At 69.0% G+C, this 19,808-nt stretch carries 13 protein-coding genes; 6 read left to right on the top strand and 7 right to left on the bottom strand.

Annotated features, from left to right (window positions below; translation table 11 throughout):
- Window position 1 precedes the first annotated feature (1 nt).
- From MasN3_RS11610 to MasN3_RS11595, 4 genes are all read right to left on the bottom strand, one after another.
- The gene (locus MasN3_RS11610; RefSeq protein ID WP_281914224.1) at window positions 2–1,795 is read right to left on the bottom strand and encodes a DUF1302 domain-containing protein; all 1,794 of its coding nucleotides are present in this window, start codon (window positions 1,793–1,795) and stop codon (window positions 2–4) included.
- A 127-nt stretch (window positions 1,796–1,922) separates the two neighbouring features.
- Entirely contained in the window at window positions 1,923–3,566 is a 1,644-nt protein-coding gene (locus MasN3_RS11605) for a SulP family inorganic anion transporter (protein ID WP_281914222.1), read from the bottom strand.
- A 42-nt stretch (window positions 3,567–3,608) separates the two neighbouring features.
- Window positions 3,609–4,037, bottom strand: coding sequence for a GGDEF domain-containing protein (locus tag MasN3_RS11600; RefSeq protein ID WP_281914221.1), 429 nt, complete (start codon window positions 4,035–4,037; stop codon window positions 3,609–3,611).
- A gap of 3 nt (window positions 4,038–4,040) precedes the next feature.
- Window positions 4,041–5,075, bottom strand: a complete 1,035-nt coding sequence (locus tag MasN3_RS11595; RefSeq protein ID WP_281914220.1) for a GGDEF domain-containing protein — start codon at window positions 5,073–5,075, stop codon at window positions 4,041–4,043.
- A 175-nt stretch (window positions 5,076–5,250) separates the two neighbouring features.
- On the opposite strand from MasN3_RS11595, the gene MasN3_RS11590 reads away from it, so the two are divergent.
- Genes MasN3_RS11590 through MasN3_RS11580 form a run of 3 tightly spaced genes read left to right on the top strand, consistent with a single transcriptional unit; the run spans window position 5,251 to window position 7,570 of the window.
- Window positions 5,251–6,216 carry an SDR family oxidoreductase gene (locus MasN3_RS11590; protein WP_281914219.1) on the top strand — a complete coding sequence of 322 codons (966 nt, stop codon included), beginning with the start codon at window positions 5,251–5,253 and terminating at the stop codon, window positions 6,214–6,216.
- Window positions 6,217–6,262: 46 nt separating this feature from the next.
- Window positions 6,263–7,333: a non-homologous end joining protein Ku gene (gene ku, locus MasN3_RS11585; protein WP_281914218.1), complete on the top strand. Its 1,071-nt coding sequence runs from the start codon at window positions 6,263–6,265 to the stop codon at window positions 7,331–7,333.
- Window positions 7,334–7,336: 3 nt separating this feature from the next.
- Window positions 7,337–7,570: a hypothetical protein gene (locus MasN3_RS11580; RefSeq protein ID WP_281914216.1), complete on the top strand. Its 234-nt coding sequence runs from the start codon at window positions 7,337–7,339 to the stop codon at window positions 7,568–7,570.
- Window positions 7,571–7,594: 24 nt separating this feature from the next.
- On the opposite strand, the gene MasN3_RS11575 is transcribed toward MasN3_RS11580, so the two are convergent.
- Window positions 7,595–8,641, bottom strand: coding sequence for a S41 family peptidase (locus MasN3_RS11575; protein ID WP_281914215.1), 1,047 nt, complete (start codon window positions 8,639–8,641; stop codon window positions 7,595–7,597).
- Window positions 8,642–8,867: 226 nt separating this feature from the next.
- On the opposite strand from MasN3_RS11575, the gene MasN3_RS11570 reads away from it, so the two are divergent.
- Together MasN3_RS11570 and MasN3_RS11565 are read left to right on the top strand one after the other, a co-directional pair.
- Entirely contained in the window at window positions 8,868–10,328 is a 1,461-nt protein-coding gene (locus MasN3_RS11570) for an App1 family protein (protein ID WP_281914214.1), read from the top strand.
- A 91-nt stretch (window positions 10,329–10,419) separates the two neighbouring features.
- Entirely contained in the window at window positions 10,420–11,883 is a 1,464-nt protein-coding gene (locus MasN3_RS11565; RefSeq protein WP_281914213.1) for a catalase, read from the top strand.
- A 48-nt stretch (window positions 11,884–11,931) separates the two neighbouring features.
- On the opposite strand, the gene ligD is transcribed toward MasN3_RS11565, so the two are convergent.
- A complete protein-coding gene (gene ligD, locus MasN3_RS11560) occupies window positions 11,932–14,610 on the bottom strand; it encodes a DNA ligase D (protein WP_281914212.1) in 2,679 nt (892 codons plus the stop codon).
- 268 nt (window positions 14,611–14,878) lie between these two features.
- Between ligD and MasN3_RS11555 the strand changes: the two genes are divergently transcribed.
- The gene (locus MasN3_RS11555; RefSeq protein ID WP_281914211.1) at window positions 14,879–15,823 is read left to right on the top strand and encodes a D-2-hydroxyacid dehydrogenase; all 945 of its coding nucleotides are present in this window, start codon (window positions 14,879–14,881) and stop codon (window positions 15,821–15,823) included.
- On the opposite strand, the gene MasN3_RS11550 is transcribed toward MasN3_RS11555, so the two are convergent.
- Entirely contained in the window at window positions 15,820–19,731 is a 3,912-nt protein-coding gene (locus MasN3_RS11550) for a two-component regulator propeller domain-containing protein (protein WP_281914210.1), read from the bottom strand. The two genes, MasN3_RS11555 and MasN3_RS11550, sit on opposite strands and share 4 nt — an antisense overlap.
- Window positions 19,732–19,808 lie beyond the last annotated feature (77 nt).

Here is a 19,808-nt window from a genome sequence, read left to right as displayed (position 1 = left end):
GCTAAAAACGCAGCCCGATCGCCACCGAGGCGGTATCGCGGTCCGCCGCCGCGTTGTACTCCCCACCCCACGAGCCCTGGTAGCCCAGCTCCGCCAGGTAGCGCTGCCGGTACTCGAAGCGCAGCGCGAGGTTGGCGGACTTGCGCCCCTCGCTCAGCAGCAGGTCGCCCGACCATCCTTTCACGTCGTGCACGAACAGCAGGCCGGCGCTGAGCGCCAGCGCCGGCGCGGGCTGCGGCAGCCGCGCATCCAGGCGCAGCCGGTAGCCCCAGGCATGCGCCGTAGCGTAGCCGCGCAGGCTGCACTGGCGCGCGGCATCGTCCGTGCTCACCACGCAGCGCCCGCCGACCGGGCCGATCCCGAAAATGTCGGCGCGTCCGTAGCGCAGCACCGCAGGATCCGGCAGGCCGCGCGCATGCTTGCCCACCGCTTCCGCGTCGAACGACAGCTGCGCGCCGGCCATGGTCCATTCACGGCGCACCCCGGCCTGGGCCTGCCACATCGGATACAGGTCGTAGCCGTGGAAGAGCGCTCCCGGCGCCACCGCATCGGCGCGCGCGCGCAGCAGCGATGGCGTGCCGGCGCTCATGAAGGATGGCAGCACGTCGCCCGGCGCCAGCATGAAGGGCTGCGCAGGGCGGTACGAGAGTTCGCCGTGCAGGCTGGCGCCGGCGCGCTTGTGCCGGAAGGTCGCCGCCGTGATGCGCAGGCCTTCGGGGTATTCGGTGAAGTAGGCCATGTTGCGTCCGTCCGGGTCGCCCGGCACCAGCGCCCGGCCGTCCGGGCGCGACGAGCGGCGCAGGCCGGGCAGCGCGCTGCGCGCATTGTAGCGGGCGTGGTACAGGCCGAACTCGGTGGCGTCGTCAAACCGCCAGGTGGCGCCGACGCCGAATTCGCGCGCCTGCGGCTTCGGGGTCGGCAGCCGTTTCTGGTAAGCCCCGAGCGGGATGCGCGCGCGGTCGCTGACCGCCGGATAACCCGTCATGACCCGGTCGCAGCCGTCCACCAGGTAGTCGCTCATCGACCATAGGCTGCCGCAGGCGTCGAGCGCGGACGGACGGAAGCTGGTCTGGTAATAGGCTTCCAGCGCCAGCCCGGGCAGGTGGCCGGCAGGAGGCTCGATGCGCCCGAACAGCAGCGGGCGCGGCACCACGGCCTCGCCCGGGACCGGCGCCGCGCGGTGCAGCGCGGCCATGTCGCGCGGATTGAGCGCCTCCAGCCCGCCCGGGCTCATCGAGCGCGCGCCCCAGGCCGTGGACTGCTGGCCGACCCGCCCCAGCACGGGCATCCCCGCAAGCCGGGCCTTGCCCTGTACCCAGGCGTCGAGCAGGGCGATGCCGGAAAAGCGCGACAGCCGCGGCGCTCCCCGGTCCGACAGCGGCGCGCCGGCGCTGTAGCCGTTGGCCACGCTGCCCCAGGGCCGCGCGTCGCCCGCCAGCCCGGCATCGTGCCAGGCCTTGAGGCGCAGCTGTCCCGACCAGTCGCCCTCGCTTGCCGCCAGCTCGAACAGCGCCCGGACCGCGCGCGAGGCGGCCTCGCCCCTGGCGTAATTGGTATTGGCGTCGTCCGCGTTGCCGCCGCTGCCATGGCCGACCAGGCCGACCGCGGCGGCGTTCACGCCGGCGAGCAGATGCGGGGAGCGGTCCTCGACCCGGTAGACGTTGCCGGCCATGAGGCGGCCGCTGGCCGTGAACTCGGCCGCCTGGAGCGGCGCGGCAGCCAGCGTGGCCAGTGCGATGGCCGCACCTGCCCTGCGAGCGGCGGCACGGGCCGCCGGCGTCTCTTGTCGGGTCATCCCTGCCCTTTATTGTTCGGCTTGTGCGGATCGTGGCCCAGGCCCGCCGCACGTTCTTATGTTTTGCGCCGAATCAATCCTAATGGCCGGGCAAGCCGGCGTCAATACAGCGTTGGTTCCACGCAGCTCAGGGTTTGCTTGCCGGCGCCAGTTCATCCCAGGCCATGGCGGCGCTCAGGAACAGGCGCCCACCCAGGGCCTGCAGCAAGCTGCTGTGCTTGAGCCGGTCCATCACGGGCCCCTTCACTTCGGCCAGGTGCAGCAGCACCCCGCGCTGGCGCAGCGAGGCGTTCAGCTCCTCCAGCCCGAACAGGGCCGAGGTGTCGATGGCGTTCACCGCCGACAGCACCAGCACCAGGTGGCGCGTGTCGGGACGTTCCGCCAGTTCGTCCTCGATGCGCTCGTTCACCGCCTCGACGTTCCCGAAGAACAGTCCGGCGTCCACGCGCAGCATCAGGAGGCCCGGCGCGGTCTCGGCCGAATAGCGGTCCACGTTGCGGAAGTGTTCGGTGCCGGCGATGCGGCCCAGCACGGCGATGTGGGGACGGCTGGCGCGCCAGATCAGCGCCCCCATCGACAAGGCCACGCCCACCACCACGCCCGCTTCCACGCCCAGCGCCAGCACCCCGGCGCCGGTGGCCAGCAGCGCCGCCGCGTCGGCGCGGTCGTAGCGCCAGGAGGTGCTCAGGGTGTCCAGGTCGAGCATGCCGAGCACCGCCACGATGATGGTCGCGGCCAGCACCGGCAGCGGCAGCAGCGCCAGCCAGCCGGTCGGGGCCACCAGGGCGAGCGCCAGCAGCGCGGCCGTGATGATGCTGGCCAGCTGGGTGTTGGCGCCGGCGGCGAAGTTGACCGCCGAGCGCGACATGCTGCCCGTCACCGGAAAGCCGCCGCTGAGCGCGCTGCCGATGTTGGCCGCGCCCAGCCCTACCAGTTCGCGGTTGCTGCCCAGCTTCTCGCCGCGCTTGAGCGCCAGCGTCTGCGCGCCCGACATGCTGATCAGGAAGACCATGAAGCCGATCAGGAGGGCCGGCTGCAGCAAGGCCTGCCAGTGTGCGCCTGACGTCGCCAGGTTCAGCCCCGGCAGCCCGGCCGGCACCGAACCGGTGGTGGCCACGCCGAGCGCCTGCAGATTCAGCAGCGGCACCAGCGCGGTCGCGCCGATCACCACCAGCATCGGCGCCAGCTTGGCGCCGATGTCGGCCGCCACCGGCGGCAGCCCGGCGCGGCGCAGGGCGCCGGCCATGTAGTGCCGCGCCCAGACCAGCAGCGCCAGCGCGCCCAGCCCCAGCGCCGCGCTCGGCCAATGGACGGCCGGCGGCATCGTGCCCAGGAGCGGGCGCAGCTGGCCCCAGGCGATCAGGAGCGCCGAGCCGATCGTGAAGCCGCTCATCACCGGACGGGAAAAGAAGTTGGCCAGGAAACCGATGCGCAGCAGGCCGCAGGCCAGCAGCACCGCGCCCGAGAGCAGCGCCAGTTGGGCAGCCAGCACGCCGTAGAGCGCGCTGCCGGGCGTCGCCAGCGGCGCCAGGCTGGAGGCCGTCATCAGGGAGATGATCGCCATCGGGCCGACCGACTGGGTGCTGCTGGTGCCGAACAGTGCGTACAGCAGCGGCGGCACGATGCTAGCGTAGATCCCGGCCACCGGCGGCAGGCCCGCCACCAGGGCATAGGCCATGCCCTGCGGGATCATCATCATCGCCACGACGATGCCGGCGCTGATGTCGCCCGGCAGCATCGAACGCCGGTAATGCTGCAGCCATTGAAGCATAGGGTATTGCCTGAAAGAAAAGCCGCTAGCGTAACATGGGGCCTACTGCATCGCCAGTTCGACGCAATTGCGCCCTGCCCGCTTGGCGCGCGCCAGCGCGGCGTTCACGCGCACCGCCAGCGAATCGCCGTTTTCCAGCTCGCCGAGCTGCGCCACGCCCAGGCTGACCGTCACATGGTCGCAGCCCGGGATCTCGGCGGCCTCGATGGCCGCGCGCAGCTTCTCGGCCATCTTCAGGCCGTCGATGGCGCTGGTGTGCGGCGCAATCACCTGAAACTCCTCGCCGCCCGAGCGCACCAGCACATCGCTCGCGCGCAGCAGGGCGCGCGCGGTGTCGGCGACGGTGCGCAGCGCGATGTCCCCCACCGGGTGGCCGTAGGCGTCGTTGACGTTGCGGAAGCGGTCGATGTCGAAGGCGATCAGGGCCAGCGGCGTGCGGTAGCGGCGCGCGCGCTTGACCTCCTGTTCCATCAGCTACTCGCCATGGCGGCGGTTCGCCACGCCGGTCAGGGCGTCAAGGGTCGCCAGCTGGGTGACCCGGCCGAGCAGCTCCTCGCTCTCGCGCATCAGTTCCGCCATACGCAGGCCGAAGGCGGCCAATTGCGCCAGGTCGTCCAGCGCCGCCATCTGGGCGCCCGAGAGCGGGCGCGCTTTCCCGAACAGCAGGCACAGGGCGCCGCGCGGCGCGCCCGGCCCGGATGCCGGCACCGGCGCCCCGAGCACCATCTCCACGCCCCCGGCGCGCAGGGCCTGCGCGAGCACCGGCTCGCCGGCCTTGTCGAGGGCGTCGAGCAGCACGGTCGCGCCGCTGGCGGCCAGCAGTCCGGGAAAGGCATGGCGCAGGGGCGACTCCAGCAGGCGCTCGGTGCGCCCCAGCACCGCGGCCAGATCCAGTCCGCAGCGCCCATGCTGCGCTTCCAGCCGCACGTCGCCATTCGCATGGCGCACGAACAGCGCGGCGTGCACCACGCCGGGCCAGTCCAGCAGGGCCAGGCACAGGCGCTCGCCGAATCGGATGCTGTCCTCGGCCTCGGCCAGCGCCTGCTGGGCCCTGCTGCGCAGCGCCAGCAGGGCCGCCAGTTCCGCTTCCACCGGTCCGGCCGCGGCCGGCGGCGACAAGGCGGCGCGTAATCCCGCGGCGACCTCGCGGCGCAGGTCTGCGGGGGCCAGGGGCTTGATCACGTAGGCCAGCGGGCCATGGGCCATCAGGGCGGGCAGCCAGCGCGCATCGGCGAAGGGGCACAGGACCAGCACCGGCCCGCCCGCGCGCTGCGCCACCAGGCGGCCGAGCGCCGGCAGGTCGATCCCGATCTCGCAGCATTCGAGGTCGAGCACCAGCACGTCGGCAGGCTGCGCCGCCAGCATGGCGCGGGCCTGCTCGGCGCCGTCGGCCATGCGCAAGGCGGAGAACAGGCCGGCGCAGGCGAGCTGGAACGCGGCGCGGCGCGGCGCGGCCGGATTGACGAACAGGGCGCTGCAGCCTTGCTGCGCGCCTTCCTGCTGAGACATCCCTTGCTCCTTATGTTTCCTGGCTAGCCAGTGTCGGAAATGCGATGGCAAGTTTGCCATAAAGCCATGGCAAGCATGGTAAAGAATTGTCCGCGAGTGTGTGGGAGCGCACCGTCCGGCAAGGAAGGACGCACCGATACTCTACGGGTCGATTGAACGTTCACGGGAGTACGCGATGGCACACCAGGATGACGTGGCAAAGAAGCAGAAGGCGATCCAGAGCCGCCAGGACCAGAAGGACGGCAGCATGCAGAAGGCGGAGAACGAGGAGGCGGTGCAGACCGGCGTCCAGCAGCCGGCCCCGCCGATGCCCGAGCAGCACCTCGCCAAGCCGGGCATCGAGGCCCGGATGGAAATGAAGCCGAAGTTCATGGCCGAGCAATACAAGGGCAGCGGCAAGCTCGAGGGAATGAGCGCCATCGTCACCGGGGCCGACTCCGGCATCGGGCGTGCGGTCGCGGTGCTGTTCGCGCGCGAAGGCGCCGACGTGGCCGTGATGTACCTGAACGAGCACGAGGACGCCGAGGAAACCAGGCGCTGCATCGAGGCGGAAGGCCGGCGCTGCATTACCATCGCGGGCGACGTCAAGGACGCCGCCTTCTGCAATGAGGCGGTCGAGAAGGTGGTCGCGCAATTCGGGCGCCTCGACGTCCTGGTCAACAACGCGGCCTTCCAGGAGCATGCCGGCTCACTGCTGGACATCACCGAGGAGCGCCTGGACGAGACCTTCCGCACCAACATCTACGGCTACTTCCACATGGCGCGCGCGGCCCTGCCCCACCTCAAGGAGGGTTCGTCGATCATCAACACCGGTTCGGTGACCGGCCTGAAGGGCTCCAAGAAGCTGCTCGACTATTCCGCCACCAAGGGCGCGATCCACGCCTTCACGATGTCGCTCGCGGCCAGCGTGATCGACCAGGGCATCCGCGTCAACTGCGTGGCCCCGGGCCCGGTCTGGACCCCCTTGAACCCGGCCGACCAGTCGCCCGAGGACATCAAGGAATTCGGCGCCAGCACCACCTTCAAGCGCCCCGCCCAGCCCGAGGAACTGTCGCCGGCCTACGTGTTCCTGGCTTCGCCGGTGTGCTCGGGCTACATCACGGGGGTGATCCTGCCGGTCACCGGCAAGGTCGGCGAATAAGCGACGAAACACGCGACGCAACAGGCGACGATAGGAGGAAGACGATATGCCGCGCAGCATGTGGAAGGGTGCGATCAGCTTCGGACTGGTGCACATCCCCGTCGATATGTATCCGGCGGTCGACAACAAGGGGCTCGACCTGACCATGCTCGACCGGCGCGATTTCTCGCCGGTCGGCTTCAAGCGCTACAACAAGGGCAACGGCAAGGAAGTCTCCTGGGACGACATCGTCAAGGGCTACGAGTACACCAGCGGCGAATACGTGGTGCTGTCCGACGAGGACCTGCGGCGCGCCAACCCGGAGGCGACCCAGACCATCGACATCCTCGCCTTCGTCGATGCCGAGGACGTCTCGCTGCTCTACTTCGAGCAGCCCTACTACCTCGCCCCCGGCAAGGGCGGCGACAAGGTCTACGCCCTGCTGCGCGAAACCCTGCGCAAGGCGGGCAAGATCGGCATCGCGCGCGTGGTCATCCGCGTCAAGCAGCACCTGGCGGCGCTGGTATGCGTGGGCGATACCATCGTCATGAACACCTTGCGCTACGCCGACGAGATCCGCGATGCGGGCGACCTCAAGATTCCCACCGCCGACGACAAGAAGGCCGCCATCACCGACAAGGAACTCAAGATGGCGATGGCCCTCGTGCAGGGCATGGCCGAGGACTGGGACCCCGAGCAGTACCACGACACCTACCGCGAGGACGTCATGGCCCTGATCGAGAAGAAGGTCAAGGCGCACCAGACCAAGACCATCACCATGCCCGAGCCGGGCGAACCGAAGCGCGAGACCGGCAAGGTCATCGACCTGGTCTCGCTGCTGCAGGCCAGCCTGGGCAAGAAGCCCGGCAAGGCCGCGGCCGACGACGAGGACGACGACGAGCCGCCGCCGACCAGAAAACGCCGTCCCGCCGCCGAGGACGCGGACGAAGACGAGGCCCCGCCCGCGCGCGCGCGCAAGGCCGCCGCCCACGGCACCGACCGTGTCGCCGCCAGCGGCGCGGCGCCGAAGCGCAAGACCGCCGCCAAAGCCGCCGCCAAGCCGGCGGCGAAGAGGACCGCCGCCAAGTCGAGCGGCGCAGCATCGACGGCCGCCCCGCGCCGCAGGAAGGCGGCGTGAAGGATGGATGAACTCATCGACTTCCTCCAGTGGCCGGCGATGCTGGTCACCCTGTTCGCGGCCTACCTGATCGGCTCCAAGCGCGCCGAGCGGCGCGTGTTCGGCTTTTCCATGTTCATCCTCAGTAACGTCTTGTGGATCGTGTGGGGCATCCACGACGAGGCCTGGGCTCTGATTGTGCTGCAGGCGGCGCTGATGGCCATGAACATCCGCGGGATCTTCAAGAACGAATCCTGAGGCCGGTCGTCCCGGGTCGGCCGATCAGGGTGCGGCAGCGACAAGCGGGGCGCCGCCCTGGAGCCGGCGCCGCATCAGCTTCCCCGCCACCGCCAGCGCCTGGTCCGGCGTCGCGGCGATATCCGGCGTGACGCCTGTTCCTTCCCAGTTGGTGCCGGTAATGGGACTGATGCTGCGCTGGTTGGGCATCTGTACGAAAAAATGCTCGCCAATCCGGTAGAAACGCGTGGGGTGGGCGCCGCCCCAGGTCCGCTCGCCGACGACCGTGGCGCGTTTGAGGGCCTGCATCGTGTAGGCAAAGTCTTCCGCGGCGGACCCGGTGCGCGGACCGACCAGGATCATGACCGGCTTCGTGCCGCCATAGCGTTTGCCGTCGAGCCGGTCGTGCGTCCAATGCTGGACGCTGGTGCCGCTTGCGCGATCCCAGATGTCGTTGAGGCGTGTCGGCCGGTCGACGAAATAGCTGATCAAGAGGACCACGGTTTGCGGATCGCCGCCGCGGTTCTGGCGCAAGTCCACGATGAGGCCCTCGGTGTCGGCGAGTTCATTCATTGCTGCCCCAAGCCTGTCGGCGACTGGGAAGGCATCGGGGAAACTGGACATGTTCAGGTAGCCGACATTGTGACCGAGGCGGCCGACCTTCTTCACCTCGCGGGCTGCGGTGTGGCGCATCATCAGGCGCTCGAAAAAATGGGTGCGCTGCTCCCACTGCGCTTGTGTCGCCGGCGCCGGCCCTTCCGCTTGGTCGGTCAGATCCAATCCGGGAGCGAACCGCACCTGCAGGTGCAGGTCCTTGCCGATGCCATGGAGATCGGTCGTGAGCTGCTGCGCCAGCCGATAACCGTTCCTGATTCCATCGTATCTCCCCGCCTGCGCACGCTCGCGCAGGACCGCCTGCATTTGCCTGGCCTTGTCGGGAAAGACATAGTGATCGTTCAGCTTTGCCAGCAGATTGTCGATCGTCGCGGAACGCATCGCAGCATCGACCGTCGCATCCGGCCGTGGCTTGAACGCCAGCCAGAACACGCCCAGCACCAGTAACACGGCGATCGCACTGACGATTCTTTTCATGGTTTCCCCTGGATTGTGGACCAACAGTTCGAGCGGCGAAGCACGGCAGCGGAAACAGGATAGCACGACAATTGCTACTCAATAGCATATTTTAATGCCACTGCAAAGCAATTCACGAACGCGACAATGTGCCGGCACCTTACACGGGCATCCAGGCGGAAAGCGTGCGTGCCCTTGCGCGCCCTTGGGCGATACTAGGCATATCTCGACCACCTTCGAATCGACCATGCCAGACAGCGCCATGCCCTTCCTTGTCCTGACCCGCGCCGGCTTCGACGACATCGCCGCCAGGGTCGATCTCGGCAAGGCAAGCCTGTTCCTGAATCCCGGCCTGCTCTCGGAAACCGACATCGCGCGGCTGCGCGAGATGGGCACGGCGGTGCACGTGATGGCCACGCCGGTCGACCCGATGCAACCCCAGCAGGTGCAGCAGGCCCTGCTCCTGACGCGCAACACGCGCGGCAGCGTTTGGGTCGAACGCGGCGCGCCGCGCGCCGCCGGCGCGGCCAGGGCCGGCGAGCGGCTGCAGGAAGCCGGACGGGAGATCACGCCGGCGACGCCGCTGCGCCAGCGGCTGGCGCGCACGGCCGGCGGCTTTGCCACTGCCGCCCTGCGCCGCCTTACCGCGCCGGAGCGCGGCCGGCGCCTGATGGCCGTGCCCTACCTCGGCTTCGGCAATGCCGGGCGCGTATGGCTCAAGGGCCGCCTGCTGGATGAAGCGGCGTTCCGCGAACAGAGCGGCACCGACAGCGGCTGGCAGAACCTGGTGGCCCTGTACCGCCGCCTCGAATCGGACGAAGTGGCCGGCGCGCGCGTGCTGGCCCGCTTCGCCGGCAGCGTCGTCGAGACCCGCACCGACGGCGGCGGCTATTTTTCCTTCGACTTCGCACCCGATGTCCCGCTCGGCGGCGGCTGGCATGTGGTCGAACTCGAATTTCCCGACAATGTGCAGCCGGACGGGCAGCCGCTGCGCGCCAGCGCCGAGATCCGGGTCCCCGCCGCAGACGCGCGTTTCGGCATCATCAGCGACATCGACGACACCGTCCTCTGGACCAATGTCACCAACAAGCTGAACATGGCGCTGATGCTGGCCCGCACCAACCACCATACGCGCAAGCCCTTCAAGGGCGTGGCCGCTTTCTACCGGGCCCTGCGCGACGGCGTGGGCGGCAGCGAGGACAATCCCCTGTTCTATGTCTCGAGCAGCCCCTGGCACTTGTTCGGGCCGCTGGTCGACTTCCTGAAGCTGCAGGACGTCCCGCTGGGTCCCCTGCTGCTGCGCGAGCTGAGCGTGCGCCAGGTACTCAAGATCAACGAGCACGGCAACCACAAGCTTGCGCAAATCGAGCGCATTCTGGATTTCTATCCGGACATGCAGTTCGTGCTGATCGGCGACAGCGGCGAACAGGATCCGGAGATCTACGCCGAGGTGGTGCGCCGCCACCCGGGCGCCGTGAAAATGATCTACATCCGCAACGTCAATCCCGACCCCTCGCGCATCGACGCGCTCGACCGCCTGATCGACGAGGTCAGCGCCACCGGCACCCAGTTGATGCTGTCGCCGGACAGCGTGTTTGCCGCGTCCCACGCCGCGGCCGAAGGCTTGATCGCGGTCGACCGCCTCCCTGAGATCCGCTCGGACAAGCGCGAGGACGACAACGCGCCGCCGGCGAAGACGGGATTATGAAAAGCTATCGCCGCGATTCAATTAATCAAATTTATTAATTACCCGTAGAGCCATAGAATCTCCCTATTGACACACAACGAGGAGATTCCCGATGAGCCAGCCCCGCCTTACCACCGCTTCCGGCATCCCGGTCGCCGACAACCAGAATTCGCTCAGCGCCGGTCCGCGCGGCCCGCTGCTGCTGCAAGACTTCCACCTGATCGAAAAGCTGCAGCACTTCAACCGCGAGCGCATTCCCGAGCGCGTGGTGCACGCCAAGGGTTCTGGCGCCTATGGCACCTTCACCGTCACGCATGACCTGCGCCCCTTCACCAAGGCCAGATTGTTCTCGGAGGTCGGCAAGACCACCCCGGTGTTCCTGCGGTTCTCGACCGTCGGCGGCGAGAAAGGCAGCGCCGACAGCGAGCGCGACCCGCGCGGCTTTGCGCTGCGTTTCTATACCGAGGAAGGCAACTGGGACCTGGTCGGCAACAACACGCCGGTGTTCTTCATCAAGGATCCGATCAACTTTCCGGATTTCATCCACACCCAGAAGCGCGACCCGCAGACCAACCTGAAGTCGGCCAACATGATGTTCGACTTCTGGAGCCATGCACCGGAGAGCCTGCACCAGGTGACGATCCTGTTCTCGAGCCGCGGCACCCCGGACGGCTACCGCCATATGGACGGCTTCGGCAGCCATACCTACAGCATGATCAACGAGGCCGGCGAGCGGGTCTACGTGAAGTGGCACTTCAAGACCCGCCAGGGGATCAGGAACCTGACGGCGCTTGACGCGGTCCGCCTGGGCGGCGCCGATCCGGATTTCGCCCAGCGCGACCTATTCGGCGCCATCGCCAAGGGGGATTTCCCGCAGTGGGACGTCAAGATCCAGGTCGCCACCAGCGCCCAGCTGGAAGACTGGTCGCGCCGCACCGGCTGGAACCCCTTCGACCTGACCAAGGTCTGGCCGCACGGCGATTTCCCCTTGCTGCAGGTAGGCGTACTGGAGCTGAACCGCAATCCGGACAACTACCACGCCGAAGTCGAACAAGCCGCGTTCTCCCCCGCCAATGTGGTGCCGGGCCTGGGCTACTCGCCCGACAAGATGCTGCAGGGCCGCCTGTTCGCCTACCATGACGCCCAGTTGTACCGGGTCGGGACCAATCACCAGCACCTGCCAGTGAATGCTCCGCGCTGCCCCTTCCACAACCAGCAGCGCGACGGCCACATGGCCATCGCCAACGGCGGCGCGGCGCGCAACTACGCCACCATCGACGCCGCCGGCCGCGGGGCGCAGGGCATGGGACACGGGGAAACGGGCCTGCCGCTCGAGGGCGATGCCGGGCGTTTCGATTTCCGCGGCCAGGAAGACGATTACACCCAGCCCGGCAATCTGTTCCGCCTGATGACGCAGGAGGAGCGCCAGGCGCTGTGCGACAACCTCGCGGGTGCGCTGGTCCAGGTGGACGAGGACATCCTGCAGCGCCAGTTGCGCCAGTTCGACAAGGCGGATCCGGCCTACGGCCGGGGCGTGCGGGCATCGCTCCAGGCGCTGGGACGCAAGGCCGACTAAATCCGGTATCGCGATCGGGAACGGTGCGGCGGCACCGTTCCCGGTGTCCTATTCATCGAAGCCGAGGATCTTCATCGCCTTGGTGAGCCCTTTCGCGGCTTTCGCATAGCCCGCCCAGGGCTCGTTCCCCTTGTCCAGCCGCGTGTGCACGTTCGCCACCGTCCACTGCGCGCTCGACTTGAGCTTGTCCAGCTCGTCCCAGGCCAGCGGCACCGAGATGCCCAGCCCGGGCCGGGCGCGCGCCGCCCAGGCGCTGATGGTGGTGGCGCCGCGGCCGTTGCGCAGGTAGTCGATGAAGATCTTGCCGACCCGGTTCTTGGCGCCGCTCTTGAAGGCGAAGCGCTCCGGCAGCGTCGCCGCCAGGTGGCGCACGATGGCCTGCGAGAAGGCTTTCACGGTATCCCAGCCGTATTCCGGTTTCACCGGCACCACCACGTGCAGGCCCTTGCCGCCGCTGGTTTTGAGGAAAGCCGGCAGCCCCAGTTCGTCGAGGAAGGCATGCATGACCTGCGCCGCTTCCTGCATCTGCTTCCACTCCACGCCTTCGCCCGGATCGAGGTCGAACACCATGCGGTCCGGCGTCTCGTAGCTCCTGGCCACCGCGTTCTGGGTGTGCAGCTCGATCGCGTTCCACTGCGCCAGCGACAGGATGCCCTCCACGCCGGCGATCTCCAGCATCGGCGGGTTGTCCGGGTCCAGGGCCTGGTCCATCTGCTTCACGCCCGGCAGCTTCTTCACGTCGGCATGCTTCTGGTACACCAGTTCCGCGCCGATGCCGGCGGGCGCGCGCACCAGGGTCAGCGGACGGCGCTTGAGGTGCTCCATCATCAGCTCGCCCACCAGCGCGTAGTAGCGGATGATGTCGAGCTTGGTGATGCCGGTCGAGGGGTCGACCACCCGCTCCGGATTGGTCACGCGCAGCGTCTCCGGCAGCTTGCGGTGCAGTCCGGCCGGCGGCGGCGACACCGGTTCGTCGGGCGTCTCGGTCCGCGCCTTGCCCGCCTCGATGTCCTCGATGTGGCGCGGCTCCTCGCGCGTGATGCCCTTGGCCGGCTTGTCCTGGCGCAGGCCCTGGAACACCGGATGGCGCACCGAACCGGTATTGGTCCATTCCGAGAAGCTCACCTCGGCCACCAGCACCGGCTTGACCCAGTGATGCTGGCGTCCCGGCACCGCGCGCGGCGGGAACGGGCTTTGGTCGGTACGCAGCGCTTCGAGGCGCTCCTTGATGTCCATCAGCGTAGCGTGGTTGAAGCCGGAGCCCACATTGCCCGCGTAGCGCAGCATGCCCTCGCGGTCGTAGGTCCCCAGCAGCAGCGAGCCGACGCCCTTGCGCGAACCCTTGGGATCGGTATATCCGCCGATCACGAATTCCTGGCGCAGGCCGCACTTGAGCTTGATCCACTCCGGCGAGCGGCGCGACACGTAGCGCGAATCGCGGCGCTTGCCGATCACGCCCTCCAGCCCGATCTTGCAGGCGGCCACCACCAGCTCGTCCGGGTTGCTCCCGAACTCGCTCGAGAAGCGCAGCTTGTCGGACTTGGCCTTCCTGAGGATCTGCTCCAGCGCGGCGCGGCGCTCGACCAGGGGCACGTTGCGCAGGTCGTAGCCGTTGCAATAAGGCGCATCGAACAGGAAGTACACGATGTCGGCGGTGCGCACGCCATCGAAGGCCAGCTGCAGCAGGCCGAAGTTCGGCTTGCCGTTCTCGTCGTGGACCACGATCTCGCCGTCGTACCAGCCGTCCGGCAGCCGGGCGCGCTCGATTTCCTCGCGCAGCGGCGCCAGCTTGTCGGTCCAGTCGTTGGCGTTACGCGTGATCAAGCGCACCTTGCCCTGCTCGATCCGCGCCAGCATGCGGTAGCCGTCGAACTTGACCTCGAAGATCCAGTTCTCGGGGTCGGGCGGCGGGCCGTCGACCAGGGTCGCCAGTTCGGGCGTGAAAGCTTCAGGCAGGGCCGCCTCGACCACGCCTTCCGGCAGGCTGGGTGGCGCGGCCTTTTTGGCGCGCGTGGACTTGTCCGCCGATGTTGCGGCGGCCTTGGCCGCGGTCTTTGCCGCGGGCTTGGCGGCAGCCGTCCGCTTGCGCGCCGGCTTGGGCGCATCTTGCGCGTCTTTCGTATCGAGTCCGGCCTCGGCCTTCAAGGCGGCCACCTTGCCGCGCGCGCGCTCCGGCATCGGCAGGTCCTTGACGCTGTCGGGCATCTCGTCCACCACCGAGAATTCCTCGGCCGGCCGGGCGTGCTCGTCGTTCTCCTTGATCAGGAGCCAGGGTTCCTGCTTGTCGTTGCCCCGTCCCTTCATGCGCACCAGCACCCAGCGCCCGTGCATCTTGTGGCCGTGGATGGCGAACTTCAGGTTGCCCTTGCGGTAGCCTTCGTGCGGGTCGCCGATCGGCTCCCAGGTGCCCTTGTCCCAGATGATGACCTTCCCCGCGCCATATTGTTTGGGCGGAATCGTGCCCTCGAAGTCGGAATAGGAAATCGGGTGGTCCTCGACATGCACGGCCATGCGCTTGTCGTGGGTGTCGTAGCTCGGTCCTTTCGGGACGGCCCAGCTCTTCATGGTTCCGTCGAGTTCCAGCCGGAAATCGTAATGCAGGCGCGAGGCCCAGTGTTTCTGGATGACGAAGGTCAGCGCCTCGGTACTGGGGGCGCCGCCGTCAAGGGGCTCGGACGTGATGTCGAAATTACGCTTGGCCTTGTAGAGTTTGAGCGCGTCTGGCATGGGGCACCTCCCGGCTAGGGTCGTGCGGCCAGTGTAGGCCGCGCCTGGCTGGCGCGACTGTACGCCAGCTAACCGTGCCCGTTTGTAAGCAAATGTAAGCGGGTCAACCGGCTGGCCCGCGCAGCCGTTGAAGGCCCAGCAGCACATAACAAGCAAGCCGCTCGGGCCCCACCATATCCAAAGGACAGGTTCGCCTGTCCTTTGTCGTATTCGCAGCGAAGGTGTCGATGGCGTCTACAATGGGGCTTTGCCCACCCGCGAGCACGCCATGCCCAGAATCGTCTTCCTCGACCGCGACAGCCTGCAGGCCCGGGTCCGCGCCCCCGCTTTCGACCATGACTGGCAGGACCACGCCGGCACGGCGCAAGACCAGGTCGTGCAACGCCTGGCCGGCGCGACCGTGGCCATCACCAACAAGGTGCCGCTGCGCGCCGCCGCCATCGAGCAGCTGCCGGACCTGAGGATGGTGGCCATCGCCGCCACCGGGACCGACAACGTCGACCTCGCGGCTTGCCGCGCGCGCGGCATCGTGGTGTCTAACATCCGCAACTACTCGCTGGTGTCGGTGCCCGAGCACTGCTTCACCCTGCTGCTGGCGCTGCGCCGCAATCTGCGCGCCTACGTCGCCGACGTCGAGGCCGGGCGCTGGGAACGATCGCCCCGCTTCTGCCTGCTGGACCACCCGATCGGCGACCTGGCCGGCAGCCGCCTCGGCATCGTCGGCTACGGCGCACTGGGGAAAAAGGTGGCGCAGCTCGGGCGCGCCTTCGGCATGGAGATCGCGGCCACCTCGCGCTCGAAGGTGGCCGAGCCGGGCGTGACCGAACTGCCGCTCGACGAGCTGCTGGCCAGTTCCGACGTCGTCAGCCTGCACCTGCCCCTGACCGACGCGACGCGCCACCTGATCGGCGCGCGCGAGCTTGGCCTCATGCAGCCGCATGCGCTCCTGATCAACACCGCGCGCGGCGGCCTGGTGGACGAGGCGGCGCTGGCCGCGGCCCTGCGGGACGGCCGTATCGGCGGCGCCGGCTTCGACGTGCTGAGCCAGGAGCCGCCCTCCCCCGACAACCCCTTGCTGCGCCTGCGCCTGCCGAACTTCATCCTGACCCCGCACGTGGCCTGGGCCAGCGGCGGGGCGATGCAGACGCTGGCCGACATGCTGGTCGATAACATCGAAGCCTGGGCCGCCGGCCGGCCGACGAACGTGGTCTAAGGCCCGGTCACGCCTTCAGGCGCCGCCTGGGCCGCCTGCGGGTCCGGCGCGCGCAGCGGCAGGTCGAGGATGAAGGCGGCGCCCTGTCCCGGCGCGCTGTCGACCCGCACCGAACCGCCCAGCAGCGTGGTGACGATGTTCCAGCTGATGTGCAGCCCCAGGCCGGTGCCGCCCTGTCCCATGCGCGTGGTGAAGAAGGGGTCGAAGATGCGCGCCAGGTCGCCCTGCGCGATGCCGCGCCCGTCGTCCCGGAACACGATGCGCACCCCGCCCTCGTGCAGGGCCGCCTCCAGCGCCATGCGCCCGCCCGGCCCCTCGAAGGCGTGCAGCAAGGCGTTGTTGACGAAGTTGATCACGACCTGGCCGAGCGGGCCGGGGAAGCTGTCCATCACGATGCCCGGCGCCACGCTAAGCTCAAGCCGGTGCCCGGCCAGGCGCACGGTGTTCATCAGGGTCGCCACGATCTCCTGGCAGGCCTGGGCCAGGTCGAAGCGGCGCCGCTGGGCGCTGGCCTGGTCCACCGACACTTGCCGGAAGCTGTTCACCAGCTCCGCCGCGTTCTGCAGGCTGCGCACCATCAGGCTGGAAGCCTCGCGCGAGGCCGCCATGTAGTCGGCCAGGTCGGAGCGGCGCAGGCTGGCCGCGTCGAAGCGCGCCGCGATGTCGCCGGTTTTCTCCTGCAGCGTGCTGGCCATCAGCAGGCTGTTGCCGATCGGCGTGTTCAGTTCGTGGGCGACGCCCGCGACCAGCGAGCCGAGCGAGGCCAGCTTCTCGCGCGCGGCCAGCTGCGCCTGGGTGTCCTGGAGCTGGCGGTAGGCGCTGGCATTGTCGATCGCCACCCCGACGTAGGCGGCCAGCGTCTCGAGCATGTCGAGGTGCACCTGGCCATAGGCGCGCGCGGCCGGGCTCTGCACCGTGAGCGCGCCCAGCACGCGCTCGCCCACCAGCACCGGCACCAGGAGCAGCGAGCGCGGCGCCATGCCGGCGCGCCGGGCGCAGGGCAAGGCAATCTCGACGGCCCGTTCGGGCGGCAAGGCCGGCAGGTAGTCCGGCAGCTCGTGGGGAAGCGCGCCGGCCAGCACCTCGCGCCCGCGCACGATGGCCCAGGCGGCGAGGATGCGGTCCGGGTCTTCCGGCAGTTCGAAGGCCTCGCGCCGCTCGCCGCCCACCACCGCATAGGCATATTCGAGGGTGCCGCGCTCGGGACGGCGCAGCACCACCGCGAACAGGCTCGCGTCCATCAGCGCATGCACCTGCTCGTAGAGCGTGCGCATGATCGCTTCCAGCTCGAGGTTGGCCGTCACCGCGCGCCCGATGTCGGACAGCAGCGCGATGTTGCGGTGCGCCTGCTCCACCACTTCCTTCTGCTGCTCGACCTCCTGCTTGCGCAGTTCGGCCGATTCCTTCTGGCGCCGCAGCTCGACGGTGCGCACGCCCACCTCGTGTTCCAGCAGCAGCTTCTGCGCCACCAGGCCGCGCACGCGCAGGCGGTAGCCGGCGGTGAACAGCGCCAGCAGGGCCAGCACGGCGAGCGTACGGAACCAGGGGGTTTTCCAGAACGGCGGCGTGATCGTGATCGTCAGCGTGGCGGGCTGCGCGCTCCAGAGCCCGTCCTTGTTGCTGGCACGGACCCGGAACACATAGGTTCCCGGGTCGAGGTTGGTATACGTCGCGTAGCGGCGCCGCGCGTCGGTGTCGACCCAGTCCTGGTCGAAGCCTTCGAGCTGGTAGGCGTAGCGGTTGCCGTCCGGGTCGGCGTAATGCAGCGCCGCGAATTCGAGCGTGAACACGGTGTCGCGGTGCGACAGCGCGAGGGCCGACTGTGCGTGGAAGTTGGGCGTGGCGCGCGAGCGGTTCAGCACCAGGAAGTCGGTGATCACGACTTCCGGGGCATACGGGTTGTCGCGCACCGCGTCCGGCAGGAAGGAAGTCAGGCCGGTGGTGCCGCCGAACCAGAACTGGCCGTCGCGTCCGCGCATGGCCGCGCCGACGAAATAGGAGCCATCCACCAGGCCGTCCTTCGCCGTGTAGTTCTTGGTGGCGCCGGTGGCGGGATCGACGCGCGTGATGCCGGCCGTCGTGCTGGCCCAGACGAAACCGTGGTCGTCCTCGATCATGGCGCCGATCGGCAGCGCCTCCGGACCCTTGTTGAACGGGTAGAAACGGAAGCGCGGCCCGTCCTTGCCCGCTTCCATCCGGTGCAGGCCGCCGGCGGTGCCGACCCACAGTTCGCCGCGCGCCGACTCCATCAGGTGATAGATGCGTCCGTGGCGCAGCCCGTTCGGGTTGCGCGGATCGGGGCGGTAGTGGGTGAAGCGCCCGGTCGCCGGGTCGTAGCGTTCCAGCCCGGTCTCGGTGCCGCTCCAGACGATCCCGCGGCGGTCTTCCAGCGCCGTGAAGCCGTAGTTCTCGCCCAGGCTGGCGGGGTCGTCGGGGTTGTGGCGCCATGTGCGGACCGTTTCCTGGCCCGGCAGCAGCGCGGCCAGGCCGCCACGCGTGACGATCCACAGCGCGCCGCTGCGGCCGGCATGGAGCGCCTGGACATAGTTGGCGCCCGGACTGGCGCCCAGTCCGATCTGGCCGAAGCGTCCGGCCGCATCGCGCCAGGCCAGGCCGGTCGGGGTGCCGATCCAGGTGCGTCCGCGCGCATGCGCCAGCGCACTGACGACCTCGCCCGGCAGCTCGCCCTGGCCGATGCGCTCGATCCGCCCGCCCGGCCGTGTCATGCGCATCAGGCCGTCGCCGGTCGTGCCGATCCACACCGCGCCGTCCGGCGCCTCGGCGATGGCGCGCACCTTGGCCCGTCCCAGTCCCTCGTTGCCGCCATAGCGCCCGAAGCCGCCGCTGGCCAGGTCGGTGCGGCTGACGCCGCCGAACTGGGTGCCCGCCCACAGGGTGCCGGTGCGGTCGACCAGCATCGAGGTGACCTGGTTGTCGGACAGCGTGTGCGGATCGGCCGGGTCGTTGCGGTAGCTGAGGAAGCGCCCGCTCGCCGGATCCAGCCACTTCAGCCCTTCCAGTTCGGTGCCGACCCACAAGGTGTTGCCGCGGTCGTGGTACAGCGCGTTGATGCGCGTCTCTTCCATGCCTTGCTGGCTGCCGATGCGGCGCCGCTGTGGCTGCGCGAAGGCCGCGCCATCGCCCAGGCGCCAGGCCTCCAGTCCGGCCGCGGTGCCGACCCAGAGCGTATCGCGCGGCCCCATCGACAGGGCCAGCACGGCATTGCGCTGCAGGTCGTCGGGGTCGAGATCATGGTGTTTGAAGCGGTCGGCGCCCGGAACCAGGCGGTCCAGGCCTGCCGCGGTGCCGATCCACAGGTGGCCGCGGCCGTCCAGCGCCAGCGCATTCACCCGGTTGTCGCGCAGGGTGCGCGGATCGGCCGGGTCGTGGCGGTAGGCGCGCAGGCGCCCGCTGGCGGGGTCGAGATACTGCAGGCCGTCGCCGGTGGCGAGCCACAGTCCGCCGCCCGGCGCCGGCTGGATCGCCAGCACCGCCCGGTTGCCGACGTAGGCCGTGCCCGGTTCGGGCGCCGCGAAGCGGATGAATCTGCCCGTGGCCTGGTCGAAGCGGGCCAGGCCGCCCTTGGTGCCGAACCACAGCCTGCCCTGCTCGTCCTCGTAGGAGGCAAGCACATAATTGTCGGGAATGCTGGCGGGGTCGTTCGGGTCGTTGCGGTAGACCGTGAAGCGGTAGCCGTCGAAGCGGTTCAGGCCGGCCTGGGTACCGAACCACATGAAGCCGCGCCGGTCCTGCAGGACGGTCAGCACCGATTGCTGCGACAGGCCCTGCTCGATCGACAGGCGTTCGAAGCGCAGGCTGCGGGCCGCGCCGAGGGCGCCGCCCGCCCACAGGCACAGCATGCATACAGCGACCAGCACGAGGCGCGGCCCCGGCTTCCAGGCAAACATAGGTGTCTCATCAGGTTCCAACCCGGCTAATCTACCAGAGCGGAGTTTGCCTACGGAAAAAAATTGAGGCTTCCGGA

Source organism: Massilia varians, from assembly GCF_027923905.1.
In the GTDB taxonomy this organism is placed as follows: domain Bacteria; phylum Pseudomonadota; class Gammaproteobacteria; order Burkholderiales; family Burkholderiaceae_D; genus Telluria; species Telluria varians_B.
This window is presented reverse-complemented; position numbering and strand designations above follow the sequence as displayed.

Bases quoted from the DNA above. Each gene is read 5' to 3' on its own strand.
- ligD (WP_281914212.1), bottom strand. From the start codon at position 14,610: ATGCCAGACGCGCTCAAACTCTACAAGGCCAAGCGTAATTTCGACATC.
- MasN3_RS11610 (WP_281914224.1), bottom strand. From the start codon at position 1,795: ATGACCCGACAAGAGACGCCGGCGGCCCGTGCCGCCGCTCGCAGGGCA.
- MasN3_RS11600 (WP_281914221.1), bottom strand. From the start codon at position 4,037: ATGGAACAGGAGGTCAAGCGCGCGCGCCGCTACCGCACGCCGCTGGCC.
- ku (WP_281914218.1), top strand. From the start codon at position 6,263: ATGCCGCGCAGCATGTGGAAGGGTGCGATCAGCTTCGGACTGGTGCAC.
- MasN3_RS11555 (WP_281914211.1), top strand. From the start codon at position 14,879: ATGCCCAGAATCGTCTTCCTCGACCGCGACAGCCTGCAGGCCCGGGTC.
- MasN3_RS11550 (WP_281914210.1), bottom strand. From the start codon at position 19,731: ATGTTTGCCTGGAAGCCGGGGCCGCGCCTCGTGCTGGTCGCTGTATGC.
- MasN3_RS11595 (WP_281914220.1), bottom strand. From the start codon at position 5,075: ATGTCTCAGCAGGAAGGCGCGCAGCAAGGCTGCAGCGCCCTGTTCGTC.
- MasN3_RS11565 (WP_281914213.1), top strand. From the start codon at position 10,420: ATGAGCCAGCCCCGCCTTACCACCGCTTCCGGCATCCCGGTCGCCGAC.
- MasN3_RS11575 (WP_281914215.1), bottom strand. From the start codon at position 8,641: ATGAAAAGAATCGTCAGTGCGATCGCCGTGTTACTGGTGCTGGGCGTG.
- MasN3_RS11570 (WP_281914214.1), top strand. From the start codon at position 8,868: ATGCCAGACAGCGCCATGCCCTTCCTTGTCCTGACCCGCGCCGGCTTC.
- MasN3_RS11580 (WP_281914216.1), top strand. From the start codon at position 7,337: ATGGATGAACTCATCGACTTCCTCCAGTGGCCGGCGATGCTGGTCACC.
- MasN3_RS11605 (WP_281914222.1), bottom strand. From the start codon at position 3,566: ATGCTTCAATGGCTGCAGCATTACCGGCGTTCGATGCTGCCGGGCGAC.
- MasN3_RS11590 (WP_281914219.1), top strand. From the start codon at position 5,251: ATGGCACACCAGGATGACGTGGCAAAGAAGCAGAAGGCGATCCAGAGC.